The 15,186-nt window shown below is 65.7% G+C and carries 12 protein-coding genes; 9 read left to right on the forward strand and 3 right to left on the reverse strand.

Translation table 11 applies throughout. From position 1 onward, the window contains the following. The first annotated feature begins 42 nt into the window (after nt 1-42). From sppA to IVB29_RS20720, 9 genes are all read left to right on the forward strand, one after another. Complete coding sequence (gene sppA / locus IVB29_RS20680; protein WP_247505232.1) at nt 43-1,023, forward strand: signal peptide peptidase SppA; 981 nt, start codon at nt 43-45, stop codon at nt 1,021-1,023. A 172-nt stretch (nt 1,024-1,195) separates the two neighbouring features. Next, nucleotides 1,196-1,501, forward strand: a complete 306-nt coding sequence (locus IVB29_RS20685; RefSeq protein ID WP_007598410.1) for an integration host factor subunit beta — start codon at nt 1,196-1,198, stop codon at nt 1,499-1,501. 74 nt (nt 1,502-1,575) lie between these two features. Next, nucleotides 1,576-1,968: a lipopolysaccharide assembly protein LapA domain-containing protein gene (locus IVB29_RS20690; RefSeq protein WP_247505233.1), complete on the forward strand. Its 393-nt coding sequence runs from the start codon at nt 1,576-1,578 to the stop codon at nt 1,966-1,968. Between the two features lie 64 nt (nt 1,969-2,032). Next, entirely contained in the window at nt 2,033-2,704 is a 672-nt protein-coding gene (locus IVB29_RS20695) for a phosphoribosylanthranilate isomerase (protein ID WP_247505234.1), read from the forward strand. Further along, the gene (gene trpB / locus IVB29_RS20700) at nt 2,701-3,918 is read left to right on the forward strand and encodes a tryptophan synthase subunit beta (RefSeq protein ID WP_247505235.1); all 1,218 of its coding nucleotides are present in this window, start codon (nt 2,701-2,703) and stop codon (nt 3,916-3,918) included. The genes IVB29_RS20695 and trpB overlap by 4 nt, the downstream gene beginning before the upstream one ends. Further along, complete coding sequence (gene trpA, locus IVB29_RS20705; RefSeq protein WP_247505236.1) at nt 3,915-4,751, forward strand: tryptophan synthase subunit alpha; 837 nt, start codon at nt 3,915-3,917, stop codon at nt 4,749-4,751. Before trpB ends, trpA begins: the two co-directional genes overlap by 4 nt. A gap of 110 nt (nt 4,752-4,861) precedes the next feature. Continuing rightward, nucleotides 4,862-5,803, forward strand: a complete 942-nt coding sequence (gene accD / locus IVB29_RS20710; RefSeq protein ID WP_247505237.1) for an acetyl-CoA carboxylase, carboxyltransferase subunit beta — start codon at nt 4,862-4,864, stop codon at nt 5,801-5,803. After that, nucleotides 5,800-7,143 carry a folylpolyglutamate synthase/dihydrofolate synthase family protein gene (locus tag IVB29_RS20715; RefSeq protein WP_247505238.1) on the forward strand — a complete coding sequence of 448 codons (1,344 nt, stop codon included), beginning with the start codon at nt 5,800-5,802 and terminating at the stop codon, nt 7,141-7,143. The genes accD and IVB29_RS20715 overlap by 4 nt, the downstream gene beginning before the upstream one ends. A gap of 125 nt (nt 7,144-7,268) precedes the next feature. Then, nucleotides 7,269-8,012, forward strand: coding sequence for a metallophosphoesterase family protein (locus tag IVB29_RS20720; RefSeq protein WP_247505239.1), 744 nt, complete (start codon nt 7,269-7,271; stop codon nt 8,010-8,012). Between the two features lie 54 nt (nt 8,013-8,066). Here IVB29_RS20720 and trxA read toward each other — a convergent pair whose 3' ends face one another. From trxA to addB, 3 genes are all read right to left on the reverse strand, one after another. Beyond that, complete coding sequence (gene trxA / locus IVB29_RS20725) at nt 8,067-8,387, reverse strand: thioredoxin (protein ID WP_092027458.1); 321 nt, start codon at nt 8,385-8,387, stop codon at nt 8,067-8,069. A 67-nt stretch (nt 8,388-8,454) separates the two neighbouring features. Continuing rightward, the gene (gene addA / locus IVB29_RS20730; protein WP_247505240.1) at nt 8,455-11,967 is read right to left on the reverse strand and encodes a double-strand break repair helicase AddA; all 3,513 of its coding nucleotides are present in this window, start codon (nt 11,965-11,967) and stop codon (nt 8,455-8,457) included. After that, complete coding sequence (gene addB / locus IVB29_RS20735; protein WP_247505241.1) at nt 11,961-15,107, reverse strand: double-strand break repair protein AddB; 3,147 nt, start codon at nt 15,105-15,107, stop codon at nt 11,961-11,963. The genes addA and addB overlap by 7 nt, the downstream gene beginning before the upstream one ends. Nucleotides 15,108-15,186 lie beyond the last annotated feature (79 nt).

Genomic DNA, 15,186 nt, shown 5'->3' on the forward strand with positions numbered 1-15,186 from the left:
GACGGCACAACGCAGCCAGCCTTTCATTTTGGAGATATCCCGATGTCGCTCGATTCGGACATCATCGTCGATCGCCGCAGGATCCGCCGCAAGCTGACGTTCTGGCGCGTCGTGGCCGCGCTGATCGCGATCGCGGCGATCGCGGGCTTCGCGCTGGTCGTGACACCCGGTGGGCGCGGCAGCTTCGCATCCGCCGGCTCGATCGCGCGGGTCCAGATCGAGGGCCTGATCCGCAGCGATTCCGATCGCACGCAGGCGCTGGAGCGGCTGGAGAATTCGCAGGCCGCCGCCGTCATCGTCCACATCAACTCGCCGGGCGGCACCACCGCCGGCTCCGAGCAGCTCTACGATTCGCTTGTGAGCCTGAAGGCGAAGAAGCCTCTCGTCGTCGTGGTCGAAGGCCTTGCCGCCTCCGGCGGCTACATCACGGCGATTGCCAGCGATCACATCATTGCCCAGCAGAGCTCGCTGGTCGGCTCGATCGGCGTGCTGTTCCAGTTTCCCAATTTCACCGATCTCCTGAAGACCGTCGGCGTCAAGGTTGAGGAGGTGAAGTCCACCCCGCTGAAGGCTGCGCCGAACGGTTTTGAGCCGACCAGCCCCGAAGCGCGCGCCGCGCTCGATGCGCTGGTGAAGGATTCCTATGCCTGGTTCAAGGATCTGGTGAAGCAGCGCCGTGGCATGGATGACACGCAGCTCGAAAAAGTCGTCGATGGCCGTGTTTTCACCGGACGCCAGGCGATCGATCTCAAGCTGATCGATCAGCTCGGCGACGAGAAGACCGCCGTGACCTGGCTGGTCGAGCAGAAGGGCGTCAAGAAGGGTCTCACAGTCCGCGATTACAAGCTTCAGCCGCGCTTCGGCGATCTGCCGTTCCTCAAGACTGCTGCCGTCGTAACGCTGGAAGCGCTTGGTTTAGGCTCGATTGCGCATCAAATCGGACAAACCGGCGTCGCGCAGGCCGTCGATCGGCTCGGAATGGATGGAATGCTGGCCCTGTGGCAGCCGGCTGCGTCAAATTGACGGGACCCGAGCGAGTCCAGGACCTTTTTCCCGCCTGACGGGTGGAGGGTCAGCCCGCTTTTTCGGCAAATGTCACGTATTTTCGAGACGCTCAACCTTCATTTAGCGTCTTGACAGATCACGGTATTTTCACGGAAATGGTCATCCGCACGCTTCCGGGTCCTATCTCTCGATGATCAAATCCGAACTTGTTCAGCGTATCGCCGAGCACAACCCGCATCTGTACCAGCGGGATGTCGAGAACATTGTGAATGCGATTCTCGAAGAGATCGTAGCGGCTCTCGCACGCGGTGATCGCGTCGAGTTGCGTGGCTTCGGTGCCTTCTCGGTCAAGCATCGCCCTGCACGCGCAGGGCGCAATCCACGCACTGGCGCCCATGTGCCCGTCGACCAGAAGAGCGTTCCGTTCTTCAAGACTGGCAAGGAAATGCGCGAGCGCCTGAACCGCGACCATCCGGATCCCGGCGCGCCGGACTAGAGCTATTGTCGTCCGGGTTTAACCGAACGGCCGCATGATGCGGCCGCAAGCTTGATTCAAGGCGAGCGATCGCGATGCGAAAATTCCTGACCGCGCTGATCGTGATTCCACTGGCCCTGATCCTGGTGGACTTTGCCGTCGCCAACCACCATTTGATCACGGTCTCCTTCGATCCTTTCGTCTCCAACGACCCGTCATTTTCGGTCGCCCTGCCGCTGTTCCTGCTCCTGATCCTGGTGGCCGCCCTCGGGGTCATCGCCGGCGGTTGCGCGGTCTGGTTCGGCCAGCGGCGCTGGCGGCGCGCCGCACGCCGGCATGAGGCAGATGCCCGGGCTGCCCGGACCGAGTTGGCCGATCTGCGGGCCCAGGCGGCCGCAGCAAGGCCCGAGTCCCAGCGTCTTCCCGTTCCCTCCGGGATGGGTCTTTACGGGCCCGCCGGGCGAGACAAGCAGCGCGCGACGTTGTAGAAGCGGCCCCAACCGAAAACCCGTTTCCCGGCCGCAGCTTGCGGCCTTGACCCGCTTTGAGACCATGTCCCTGCTCGTCAAAATCTGCGGCCTGTCCACGCGCGAGACGCTCGACGTCGCGCTCGACGCTGGCGCAGACATGGTGGGGTTCGTGTTCTTCCCGCCCTCGCCGCGGCATGTGTCGCTGGAGACCGGGCGGGATCTCGGCCGCCAGGTGACGCGGCGCGCACTCAAGGTCGCGCTCACCGTCGATGCCGACGATGCCATGCTCGACAACATCATGGATGCGCTGTCGCCGGATATCTTTCAGCTTCACGGCAGCGAGAGCGTGGCACGGCTGCGCGACATCAAGCAGAAGTTTGGCCGCCCGGTGATGAAGGCGGTGCCGGTCGAAACCGCTGCCGATCTCACTGTGCTATCAGGCTATGCCGCGGTCGCCGACTGCATCCTGTTCGATGCGCGCGCGCCGAAGGATGCGACGCGGCCCGGCGGCTTGGGTGCGCCGTTCGACTGGCACCTGCTCGAAAATCTCGACCTGAAATTGCCCTACATGGTCTCGGGCGGGCTGCACGTCGACAATGTTGCCGAGGCAGTTCGCGTCACCCGTGCCGGTGGCGTCGACGTGTCCTCCGGCATCGAGAGCACCCCCGGTGTGAAAGATCCGGAGATGATCAAGGCCTTCATTCGCGCCGCGCGCGCCACCCAAGATGCAAGTCAAGAGTTGAGCGTCCGATGAACATCGCCAAACCCAATTCCTACCGCAGCGGGCCCGACGAGCGCGGCCATTTCGGCATTTTCGGCGGACGCTTCGTCGCCGAAACCCTGATGCCGCTGATCCTTGATCTGGAGAAAGCCTACACCGCGGCCAAGGCTGATCCTGCCTTCCAGGCCGAGATGAACGGCTATCTCAAGAACTATGTCGGCCGGCCCTCGCCGCTCTATTTCGCCGAGCGCCTCACCGAGCATCTCGGCGGCGCCAAGATTTATCTCAAGCGCGAAGAGCTCAATCACACCGGTTCGCACAAGGTGAACAACGTGCTGGGCCAGATCATGCTGGCGCGGCGCATGGGCAAGAAGCGCATCATCGCCGAGACCGGCGCCGGCCAGCACGGCGTCGCCACCGCGACGCTGTGTGCGCGCTTCGGGCTGGAATGCATCGTCTACATGGGCGCCGTCGACGTCGAGCGGCAGCAGCCCAACGTCATCCGCATGGAGATGCTGGGTGCGACTGTGATGCCGGTGCAGTCCGGCACGCGCACGCTGAAGGATGCGATGAACGAGGCGCTGCGCGATTGGGTCACCAACGTGCACAACACCTTCTACTGCATCGGCACGGTCGCTGGTCCGCATCCCTATCCGACGCTGGTGCGCGACTTCCAGTCGATCATCGGCAACGAGACCAAGGTCCAGATGCAGGAGATCGAGGGCCGCCTGCCGGATTCGCTGGTTGCCTGCATCGGTGGCGGCTCGAACGCGATGGGCCTGTTTCATCCGTTCCTCGACGATTCCACCGTCGAGATTTTCGGCGTGGAAGCTGCCGGTCACGGGTTGACGCAATTGCATGCGGCCTCGATCGCAGGCGGCCGTCCCGGCGTGCTGCACGGCAACCGCACTTATCTCTTGATGGACGCGGACGGCCAGATCACGGACGCGCATTCGATCTCGGCCGGCCTCGATTATCCCGGCATCGGCCCCGAGCATTCCTGGCTGCATGAGATCGGCCGCGTCAATTATCTCTCCGCGACCGATGACGAGGCGCTCGCCGCGTTCCAGCTATTGTCGAAGCTGGAGGGCATCATCCCCGCGCTCGAACCGGCGCATGCCATCGCCAAGGTGATGGAGCTCGCGCCGAAGCGCGCTAGAGATCACCTGATGGTCGTCAATCTCTCCGGCCGCGGCGACAAGGACGTTCCGCAGGTCGGCGACATCCTGAAGGGCAAGAGCAAGTGACCACGCGTATCGACACCCGTTTCGCCGAGCTGAAAAAAGCCGGCCGCTCGGCCTTCGTCACCTTCGTGATGGCCGGCGATCCCGATCCCGCGACCTCGCTCGAGATCATCAAGGCGCTGCCGAAGGCGGGCGCCGACGTGATCGAGCTCGGCATGCCCTTCACCGATCCGATGGCCGACGGTCCGTCGATCCAGGCCGCCGGGCTTCGCGCACTCAAGGTCGGCATGACGCTGAAGAAGACGCTCGATCTGGTGCGTGGCTTCCGCAAGGACGACAACGCCACGCCGATCGTGCTGATGGGCTATTACAATCCGATCTATATCTACGGCGTCGACAAATTCCTGGTCGATGCCAAGGCCGCGGGCATCGATGGCCTGATCATCGTCGACCTGCCGCCGGAAGAGGACGACGAGCTCTGCCTGCCCGCGATGAAGGCCGGCCTCAACTTCATTCGCCTCGCGACGCCGACGACTGACGACAGGCGCCTGCCGGCTGTGCTCGCCAACACGTCGGGCTTCGTTTATTACGTTGCCATCACCGGCATCACCGGTGCGGCGGCTGCCAGCGTCACGGCCGTGAGCGAGCCGGTCGCCCGTATCAAGCGACATACAAAACTGCCGGTCTGCGTCGGCTTCGGCATTCGAACACCGGAAAATGCCCGCGCCATCGCCTCTCATGCCGACGGCGCCGTGGTCGGCACCGCGCTGATCGATGCGCTCAAGAACAGCCTCGATGCCGAGGGCCGCGCCACCGCCAAAACCGTTAACGCCGTGGCTGAGCTGACGGCGGCCCTGGCCCAGGGCGTCAAGGGCGCGCAACAGGCGGCCGGATAGGCCATAATTCCGCTTCTGGGGCGGGCGACACGGCGGCTTGCCGGGCAGGGGCCCGGCCGCCATATATCCCTTCAGGCGGTCCCTTGGGGGTTCGCACATCGGAGCAAACCATGAACTGGCTTACCAATGTGGTCCGGCCGAAGATCCGCAATATGCTGCGGCGGGAGACGCCGGAGAATTTGTGGATCAAGTGCCCGGATTCCGGACAGCTCGTGTTCTACAAGGATGTCGAGGCCAACCAGTTCGTCATCCCAGGCTCGAACTATCACATGCGCATGGGCGCGGTGGCGCGTTTGAAGTCGGTCTTCGACAACGAGACCTGGTTCGACGTCGCGCTGCCCGACGTCACGCCCGATCCGCTCAAGTTCCGCGACGAGAAGAAGTATGTCGATCGTATCAAGGATGCGCGCGCGCGCACCAATCTGAACGATGCGATCAAGGTCGGCTATGGCAAGCTCGAAGGTGCCGCCGCCGTCGTCGCCGTGCAGGATTTCGATTTCATGGGCGGCTCGCTCGGCATGGCCGCGGGCGAGGCTATCGTGCGCGGGCTAGAGCTTGCGGTCGAGAAGAAGTCGCCCTTCATCGTGTTCGCCGCCTCGGGCGGCGCGCGCATGCAGGAAGGCATTTTGTCGCTGATGCAGATGCCGCGCACCACCGTTGCGGTGCAGATGCTGCGTGAGGCCAAGCTGCCCTACATCGTCGTGCTGACCAACCCGACCACCGGCGGCGTCACCGCGTCCTACGCGATGCTTGGCGACGTGCAGATCGCCGAGCCCGGCGCGCTGATCGGCTTTGCCGGCGCGCGCGTGATCGAGCAGACCATCCGCGAAAAGTTGCCGGAGGGTTTCCAGCGCGCCGAATATTTGAAAGACCACGGCATGGTCGACATGGTGGTGCATCGCCACGATTTGCGCCCGACGCTCGCGCGGCTCTGCCGTCTGCTGACCAGGTCGCCGGCGCTGGAGACCGCGTCGAAATTGGTGCAGCCGGTCGTCAGTCCTACGCAGATCGTATCGGTCGCTGAGACGGCGCCGGCTGCGCCCCACGCGTGAACGCCTCCTCTGACAGCGCAAAGCCGCCGCTCGGTGAATTGATCGGGCGGCTGTCGGCCCTGCATCAGAAGCGCATCGATCTTGGGCTGGAGCGGATGCACCGCCTGCTCGAGCGGCTCGGCCACCCTGAAAACAAGCTGCCGCCGGTGATCCACGTCGCCGGTACCAACGGCAAGGGTTCGACCGTTGCCTATCTGCGCGCGACGCTGGAGGCCACTGGCCTGCGCGTCCACGCCTACACCTCGCCCTATCTCGTCCGCATCAACGAATGTTTCCGGCTCGGCCGCGTCGGTGGCGGCGTGCTGGTCGGCGACGACGAATTGCGCGCTGCGCTGGAAGAGGTCGAGCGCGTCAATGCGGGCGAAGCCGCGACATTGTTCGAGCTGAAGACCGCTGCTGCCTTCCATCTGTTCGCGCAAAATCCTGCCGACGCGGTGCTGCTCGAAGTCGGCCTCGGCGGCCGGCTCGATTCGACCAACGTGGTCGATACGCCGGCAGCCTGCGTGATCACGCCTGTCAGCATGGATCATATGGACTTCCTCGGCGACACCCTGACCTCGATCGCCGGCGAGAAGGCCGCAATCATCAAGCGCGGCGTGCCCGTGATTTGCGCCGAGCAGACGGACGAGGCGATGGCCGTGATCGAGGCGCAGGCCAAGCGCATGCGGGCGCCGCTGTTTGCGGCGAACGAGAGCTGGCACGTCAATGTCGAGCACGGGCGTCTGGTTTATTCGGATGATCGCGGCCTGATGGATCTCACCGCACCGCGCCTGTTCGGCCGCCATCAGTTCGATAATGCCGGCCTCGCGATCGCGACGCTGCGTGCGATTCCGACGTTCAAGATTAACCAGGCAGCGTTCGAGGCCGGCATCGTCGGTGCCGAATGGCCGGCGCGGATGCAGCGCATCAATTCGGGCGAGCTGCCCGGCTGGGGACCGCAGGGCAGCGAGATCTGGCTCGACGGCGGGCATAATGCCGAAGGCGGCCGCGTCGTGGCGGCCGCGCTCGGCGATCTCGAGGAGCGGGTGTCGCGGCCGCTGGTGGTGATCGCAGGCATGATGGCGAACAAGGACGCGAAAGCCTTTCTCGCCAATTTCGCCGGCCTCACCCGTCATATCATCGCGGTGCCGATCCCCGACACAGATGCCGCAATGCCGGTCGACCGTCTCGTCGATGCCGCGCGCAGCCTCGGCATGCGCGTCGAGGCCGTGCCCGGGATCGAGGCCGCGCTACGGGCATTGTCAAAGCTCGCCTACGAGGTGCCGCCGCGCATCCTGATCACCGGCTCGCTCTATCTTGCCGGCCACGTGCTGGGCCTCAACGGCACGCCTCCTGCATAGTCGGTCTCGTGTCCCGGACAAGCGGAGCGCTGATCCGGGACCCAGAATGCTGCAACATGGGCCCCGGCTCTGCAGCACACCGCTGAAGCAGCGCTGCGCTGCGTCCGGGGGACGAGAGGACAACAATGCGTTTCGCCGCGATTGCCGACGTCCATGGAAACTACCTCGCGCTGGAGGCGGTGCTCGCCGACATCGACGCGCAAGGGATCACCGACATCGTCAATCTCGGCGACATGCTGAGCGGTCCGCTCGATGCGCGCCGGACCATCGAGATCCTGATGAAGCTCGATGCCGTGCATGTGCTCGGCAATCACGATCGCTATCTGCTCGACCGACCGCCGGAGAAGATGGGCGCGTGGGACCGTCCCGCCCATGCGCAGCTCAACGCGGCGCAACTCGACTGGCTGCGCGCGCAGCCGATGATTCGCATTTTTCGCGAGCAGGTGTTCCTCTGCCACGCGACGCCTGACAATGACGAAGTCTATTGGCTCGACACCGTGCATCCCGACGGCACCGTCGCGCTATCGCCGCTCGACCGCATCGAGCAATTCGCGCAAGGCATCACGCAATCGCTGATCCTTTGCGCCCACACCCATCTCGCGCGCGCAGTACGCCTCCGTGACGGCCGGCTGGTCGTCAATCCCGGCAGCGTCGGCAGCCCCGGCTATCGCGATGTGCACCCGTTCCCGCATGTCGTCGAAGCCGGTACGCCGGATGCGCGCTATGCGATTCTTGAACCGACCGTTGGTGGATGGCAGGTGACGTTCCGCCACGTGGCTTATGATCACGAGGCGATGTCGGAGCTGGCGCGCCGCAACAATCAGCCGGAGCTTGCGAACGCGCTTGCGACGGGTTGGATCAAGTCCTGAAAAACAAAACGGCCGGCTATTCGCCGGCCGTTGCACAAACTCAGACGTCGCGGATCAGACCGCCGACGTGATCCACTGCTGCAGCTTCGCCTTCGGCGCCGCGCCGACCTGACGGGAGGCCATCTCGCCGCCCTTGAAGATCATCAAGGTCGGGATCGACATCACGCCGTACTTCGACGCGGTCTTCGGGCTCTCGTCGACGTTGAGCTTCACAATCTTGACCTTGTCGCCCATCGCGCCGGCGATCTCGTCGAGCGCGGGAGCGATCATGCGGCAGGGGCCACACCACTCGGCCCAGAAATCGACGACCACGGGGCCGTCCGCTTTGAGCACTTCGGCTTCGAAATCGGTGTCAGAAACCTTGCCAACGGCCATGGGAGTACCTCGTTCGGTTGAGAGAATCGGCGCGCATGGGAATCGCGCCCGGGATCATGGCGTCAACCTATGAACGGCCCCTTGCCGGGTCAAGGACGCTCACACTGAGATGAAGGGATGCCAGCGCCGCGTCCAGCGCGGGGGCTGAAATCTCCATATATTCAAGGGCCTCGGTCCAGAGCAGGACGGCCCTGACAGGCTTTTGGGGATAAAGCCGCGCCAGCACCGCCCGGTAGAGCGCAAGCTGCCGGACATAGGCCGCCGGCGCCGCGGCCGCGCTTTTGGGTACCGCCTGGTTGGTCTTGAAATCGACGATCAAAACCTCGTCCGGACGAACGACCAGCCGGTCGATCTGCCCCGACACCAGCGCTGGCTGGCGGCCCGGCCGATCGAGCTTGCCGACAATGGCGACCTCTGCCCGGCTACCGGCGGCAAACACCGGCGCAAAGCGCGGCTCGGCGATCAGGGCGAGCACCTTATCGGCCAGCGCGGCGCGATCTGCCTCCGCCCAGTCCGAGGCGTTGCGCGCCATGAAGCCGAGCGCGGCCTCGCGCCGGCGCTCAATGGCGATGTCGGGCAGGGATTGCAGCAGACGGTGCACCAGCGTGCCGCGTTGCAGCGCCAGTGCGCGGGACTGGACCGATTCGCCAGTCCGCACGCTGCGGCCTTCCTCAGCGGACTGCCCGGAGGGACGCACCAGATCATCATCGATAGTCTCGCGTGGCGCCGCCGTCCGCAGCCAGTCCGGCAACGCGACCGACTGGTCCACGGACGTCGCGGGCGTGCCCAGCACCGTGACATCCTCGGGGCGGGCGAAGCGGGTGACCTTGCCGAGCGGCGTCTCGATCGTCTCTTTGTCCAGGCCCGATCCGGTGAGCCCGGTATTGACCAGATCGTACCAGCTCAGCTTGCGGACCGTCTTCATGTTGCCGGGCATGCAGCCGCCGACGACCAGCCGGTCGGCCGCGCGCGTCATCGCGACATAGAGCAGGCGGCGATATTCGTCCTCGGTCTCATCGATCATGGCCTGGCGCGCGTCGGCGACGGGCTTTGGATCGTCCGCCTTGCGCCCGGCCCAGACCACGACCTCGCCACCATTGCCGCGCGGGACGTGGATCAGCCGGACCCGCTGCGAGTCCGCGGGCGACGACGTGGTGTCGACCATGAACACGACCGAGGCTTCAAGACCCTTGGCGCCGTGCACGGTCATCACCCGCACCTCGTCGCGCGTGATCTCCATGTCGCGCTTCACCTCGGTGTCGGCCGAGCGCAGCCAGGCCATGAAGCCCTGCAGCGAGGCCGGCGCCTTGCGTTCGTAGTTGAGCGCCAGCTCCAGGAACTCGTCGAGCGCGTCGTTGGCCTCGTGGCCGAGACGGCGCAGGATGCGCGCGCGGCCGCCGTCGCCGCCGAGCAGCCAGCCGTAGAAGGCGAACGGCGTTTCCTCGCGTGCACGAATCTCGCAGGCTTCGAGGCGTCGCAGCACGGCCGCAAACCTCTCGCTTTCTGCCGCATGCTCGCCGAGCGCGCGGCGGAGCGATCCCTTGCGGCCATGGGCAAGCTGGAACAGATCGTCATCATCGAGCCCGAACAGCGGGCTCTTCAGCGCCACCGCAAGCGCGAGGTCGTCCTGCGGCAGCAGCAGCGCATCGGCTAAGTTCATCAGGTCGATGATGCCGATGTGCTCAGTGAGCTTGAGGCGGTCGGCACCGGCGACCGGCACGTTGGCGTGCTTCAGCGCCTGGATCACGGCGTCGAACGCGTTGCCGCGCCGACGCACCAGGATCAGCATGTCGCCATAGCGCAGGGGACGGCGCTCGCCTTCGTGTCCCGTCAGCGTGCCGCTCTCGACCAGCCGCTTGATCTCGGTCTGGATGCGGCGGGCGAGCTTGACCTCGGGGCTGGTGGCGGCAACGCCGTCGAACGGTGCGCGCCAGCCCTCGATCTCCTGCCTGTCGTCGGCGACTGCCAGATCCCAAAGCTCGATCACGCTCGGGCCCGCATCGGCGAGCGCGTTGTGCAGGGGATGACCGATCTCGACCGAATGGATGCTCTTGTAGATCTCCTGCTCGCGGAAGACGTGGTCGACCGAATGCAGGATCGCAGCGCCCGAGCGGAACGAATAGGTGAACGCGACCGGATCGAATTTCAGCCCGGCCGCCGTGAACTTGCGATACAGCTCGCGCTTGCGCGCATCGAATTCATGGGGGTCGGCGCCCTGGAACGAGAAGATCGACTGCTTCTCGTCGCCGACGGCGAAGACAGTGCGGTTGAGTCCCTCGCGCGCGCCTTCGCCAGCCGTGAATTCGGAGATGATGTGGGCGACGATGTCCCATTGCCGCGGGCTGGTGTCCTGGGCCTCGTCGATCAGCACGTGATCGACGCCGCGGTCGAGCTTGTAATGCACCCAGCCCGATGAGACGCGGTTCAGCATCGCCAGCGTCTTGTCGATGAGGTCGTCGTAATCCAGCAGCCCGCGCTCCTGCTTTTCGCGGCGGTAGTTTGCTGCTGCTGCGGTCGCGATATGCAGAAGAGCCGCGGTGCGGTCGCGCATGGTCACCGCGCGGCGCTTCTCGATCAATCCATCGAGGCGTTGCGCTTCCGCGGCGAACAGTTCGCCGATGGACGGATTCTTCTTGATGAGGGCGCTGGTGATGATGGAGGCACGAGGCGTCCGGTCGGCGTCGGTCAGGAAAATGCCGAGGTATGTGTCAACTTGTTCCGGCCCGGTGCGGACCAATGCGTCGCGCAGTCGATCCGCCTGCTTTCGATCCGCGTTGGTACTGGTATCGAGAATGGCGGCGATTTCGGTCCATCGCGAATTAGGCAGATGTGGTCCGTTCAGGATGCCGTCATCGACGTCCTCGATGCGGTCGGCGGCGTCAACGCCCAGCACCGTTCCCATCTGTTCGGCCGCGGCGGCGGCATTGCCGGCTTCATCGGTCCAGGCCATGAAATGGTCGCGGCTGAGACAAGCTTCGCGCACGACCTCTTTGAAGGTGATATCGGCGGCGCTCGCCATCGCGGTCAGCAGCGCGCGGCCGGTGACACTCTCGGGATCGCGCGCGGCCTCCAGCAGCACCTTCAGGTTGGCGCGCTCCATCATGTCGGTCTGGTCGCGCTCGTCGATCACGGAAAACCGCGCGGGCACGTTGGCTTCGAACGGAAACTGCTGGAGCAGGCGGGTGCACAGCGCGTGGATGGTCTGCACCTTCAGCCCGCCCGGCGTCTCCAGCGCGCAGGCGAACAGTTTTCGCGCGTCGCGGCGTATTTTTGCACTGGGATGCGGGATGCCGACCGCGCGGATCGCGGCGTCGAGCCCGGTATCATCCAGCGTCACCCAATGCCCAAGCGTGGTGAACACACGCTCGGCCATGTTGGCGGCGGCGGCCTTGGTGAAGGTGATGCAGAGGATCTTTTCCGGCGGCACGCCCGACAGCAACAGGCGGATTACGCGCTGCACCAGCACATGCGTCTTGCCCGAGCCGGCATTGGCCGACACGAACGCCGACGCGGTCGGATCGGACGCGCGCGCCTGCCGCGCGCGGACCTCGTCAGGGATGGGGCGGGGCAACTTCACCATTCCTCGATCCCCAATCCGCCGGCCGCAGACCATTCCTTGATCCGGGCGAGATCGTCATAGGTGCCGTAGCGGTTGGTCCACATCGGCAGGTTCAGCGAGGTGTAGGGCTGGTTCTCGTCGTCGAAGGCCCGGATCAGCACCTCCAGTTTTGCTCTCGCTTCCGCGGCGGCAGTATCAGGCGGCTGCGGCTCGTCGCCCTGCTTGTACTTGAGTTCGAGGATGCGCTCCTCGCCGGGCGGATTGTTGCCGCTCAGGCGCACATAGACGAGCTGGCTCACGGATGCGCCGGCGTCGATATCGGGAAAACCGCCCTCGCGCAGGATCGCGGCTTCCAGCGTGAGCTGCGGCGACAGGCCCATGCGGACCTGCTTGCCGGTCGGCGGCTGCCCGGTCTTGTAGTCGAGAATGGCGTAGCCGCCGCCCTGGCGCCGCTCGATGCGGTCGGCGCGCGCGGACAGCTTGAAGCTGCGCGTGCCGTCGAGCGGGATCGAAATCTCGCCGCGGGTCTCCGCGGTGATCGCCTCGATCACACCGCGCCGCGCCGTCTCCCATTCGCCGAACCAGCGCGCGATGCGCTGGAAGCGCGGCCACCACAAGGCCCGCGCTTCAGGTCGCTCCATCAGCGGCAAGAAATACTTTTCGCCGATCGCGCGCAGCACGCGGGCGGGATCGTCAGGTAGACGCGCGGCATAGGTCTCGGTGAATTCGCCCAGCGCATCGTGGATCGCCGAGCCGCGGTCGGCGGCCGACAGCGGCATGTCGACGGGATCTAGCGCGTCGAGCCGCAAAATGTGTTTGGCGTAGATCGTGTAGGGATCGCGCAACCAGTCCTCGATCGCGGTCACCGACATCTTGAGCGGCCGCGTCGCCCGAGGCGGCCGTGGCTCGGGCTGCTTGATCGGCGTGACCTCGGCGGGCTGATCCAGCGCATCAGCGAATTGTACGTATTTTTCGCCGGCGCGGGTTGCCGCCTTCCAGAGATCGGCGCCCGCGACCGCCTCTAACCGGTGCAGGAAGCGCGACGCCACCGCCGGCGCGCCGCCGGCCTTGGCGGAATGGGTGAGGATCACCTCGCCGCCGCCGAGCAGTTGCGCGAAGTCATGGGCGGACAGGCCGATACGGCGCTCCGGCAGATCGAGACCGAGCTCGTGCCGCATCGGCCGGCTGAGCCAGGGATCGATCCGCGGCGCCGGCGGCCACACGCCCTCGATCAGGCCGCCGACGATGATGCGGTCGGCCTGCATCAGGCGCGATTCCAGCGGGCCGTAGATCTGGAGCTGCGCGCCCGGCTTGTCGCGCCGCCGCACCGCGCGGTCATTGAACGCGGTCTGGAAGACGTCGGCATAGTCGGGCAGCGTCACCATCAATCCGCTGGTGGTGCCGCCGCGCAGGAGATCGTCGAAGGCCGCGGCGAGTGCGAGACCCTCGCGTTCCTCGAACGCGAGCGGAATGCCCTGCTCGTCGCGCGAAAGCTCGATCATGATCTCGCGGTGCCGGTGCGCGAGCTCGGCGAAGTCAAATGGCTTTGACGCTGCGAGGCCCTCGATTGGTGCCAACGCCTTCTGCAAGGTATCGATCAGCGCCTGGATGCGCTCGAGGTCTTCCGCCTTGAGACGCGCGCGCGGCTCGGCGTAATGGAGCGCGGAAACCTCCTTGCGCTCGAGCTTGGCGAGCTCGTCGCGAAAGCGGTTGAATTCGCGCAGCAGGCCGGCCGTGCCCGCGGGCGGACGCGTCCCGCGCAGGAGCGCGAGCTCCAGACCTTCGATCGCCGCCCTCCACGCGCCAGGCAGCTGGCCGAGCCGGCACAGCGGATGCTTCAGCATCGCCAGCAGCGTCGGTGGCTCCAACCCTTTAGTCGCCGCCTCCGCTGTAAGGCGGGCGAAGACTCCGGCGGAGGTTTCCATCAGGACGTCGCCGCCGGAATCGTCGAATGCGAGATCCCATCGGGTGAGCGCGGTCATCACCCGCCGCGCCAGTGCGCGGTCGGGCGTCACCAGCGCTGCGGATTTGTCGAGATGCCGCGCCTCGCGCATGGCAATGGCGATCGCAAGCGCTTCCATTTCAGGATTGGGGGCTTCGACCACCGCGAGATTTGTCATGCCGCCGGTGATCTTTGCGGCGACATCCGGCTGCTTCAGCCGGTCGTGCCAGACTTCCGTCTTGGCGGACGGCCGCATCGATTCGGAGGCGAGCAGATCGCGGCCGCCTTCGGCCGGCGGCTGGAGGATCTCGACGTCGCTGCGCTTGATGCCGAAGCGATCCAGCAGCGCGTGCATGGCATATTGCGGATGGTTCGACGCCGGATGCTCCGCGAACTTGCCGAGTGAATCGCGGACGCCGCCGATGCTCCGCCAAGCGTCGTCGTCGAGATCGGTGTCGAGCCCCGGCAGCACCACGGCACCATGCGGCAGCGAGGCGACCGCATACAGGAATTTTGCAGTGGCCGGCATCGAGCCGGTCGAGCCGGCCGCGATCACGGGGCCATGGGGATGCGCGGTGAGCCGTTTGGCCTCCGCCGCAATCAGGAGGTCGCGCCGCGCCGCGGGCTCGATCCGTTTGATCTCGGCCAGATGAGCCGGCCACGCGATGCGGGCGATGCGCAGAAATTCGAGCGAGTGCTGCCAGTAGCGATCGAGCATGTCAGGCACGAGGCCATCGAGCGCGCTCCAGTCGACGCCGCGCGTGACCATGTCGTCGATCAGGCGCGCGAGATCGCCGGCCAGCGCGAGCGTCGAGGCGGGACCGCCGACCACCAGCGGCGACAGCACCGGCCCCTTGGCCCAGGCCGCGACGAGCTGCGCCAACGTCAGCCGCCGTTCGAGCTCGCCGAGCCGCGGCGGAATGTCGAGCGGCGTCGCGCCGGAAAACTGCTCGCCTTCCTCAGCGAAGGCGAGCTCGTCCTCGTCGATGTCGCCGAGCGCGACGATGCGCGGCAGCACGACGGCATCGGCCTTCATCTCGTCGAGGAAGATCTCGCGAACGACGCGCATGGCGCGCCGGGTTGGCAAATAAAGCGTGGCATCCGCCAGCCGCGCCGGCTCCTTGCGCGCCTCGAATCCGTCGACCAGCCGGCCGTCCAGCAGAGCCGCAACGATCGTGCGCAGGAACGGAACTGAGAGGGGAACGCTGAAAACGCGCATGGGCTGCCTGATTCGAAGGATCAGGCGCCAATATAGGGAGACGGAGTCAAATGGATATGGGTGGAGGGGAGATAGTCCC

The sequence above is a fragment of the Bradyrhizobium sp. 1 genome, assembly GCF_023073315.1.
Taxonomy (GTDB): domain Bacteria; phylum Pseudomonadota; class Alphaproteobacteria; order Rhizobiales; family Xanthobacteraceae; genus Bradyrhizobium.

Excerpts from the sequence above, each read along its gene's own strand:
- sppA (WP_247505232.1), top strand. The coding sequence starts at position 43 with ATGTCGCTCGATTCGGACATCATCGTCGATCGCCGCAGGATCCGCCGC.
- IVB29_RS20685 (WP_007598410.1), top strand. The coding sequence starts at position 1,196 with ATGATCAAATCCGAACTTGTTCAGCGTATCGCCGAGCACAACCCGCAT.
- IVB29_RS20690 (WP_247505233.1), top strand. The coding sequence starts at position 1,576 with ATGCGAAAATTCCTGACCGCGCTGATCGTGATTCCACTGGCCCTGATC.
- IVB29_RS20695 (WP_247505234.1), top strand. The coding sequence starts at position 2,033 with ATGTCCCTGCTCGTCAAAATCTGCGGCCTGTCCACGCGCGAGACGCTC.
- trpB (WP_247505235.1), top strand. The coding sequence starts at position 2,701 with ATGAACATCGCCAAACCCAATTCCTACCGCAGCGGGCCCGACGAGCGC.
- accD (WP_247505237.1), top strand. The coding sequence starts at position 4,862 with ATGAACTGGCTTACCAATGTGGTCCGGCCGAAGATCCGCAATATGCTG.
- IVB29_RS20720 (WP_247505239.1), top strand. The coding sequence starts at position 7,269 with ATGCGTTTCGCCGCGATTGCCGACGTCCATGGAAACTACCTCGCGCTG.
- trxA (WP_092027458.1), bottom strand. The coding sequence starts at position 8,387 with ATGGCCGTTGGCAAGGTTTCTGACACCGATTTCGAAGCCGAAGTGCTC.
- addA (WP_247505240.1), bottom strand. The coding sequence starts at position 11,967 with ATGGTGAAGTTGCCCCGCCCCATCCCTGACGAGGTCCGCGCGCGGCAG.
- addB (WP_247505241.1), bottom strand. The coding sequence starts at position 15,107 with ATGCGCGTTTTCAGCGTTCCCCTCTCAGTTCCGTTCCTGCGCACGATC.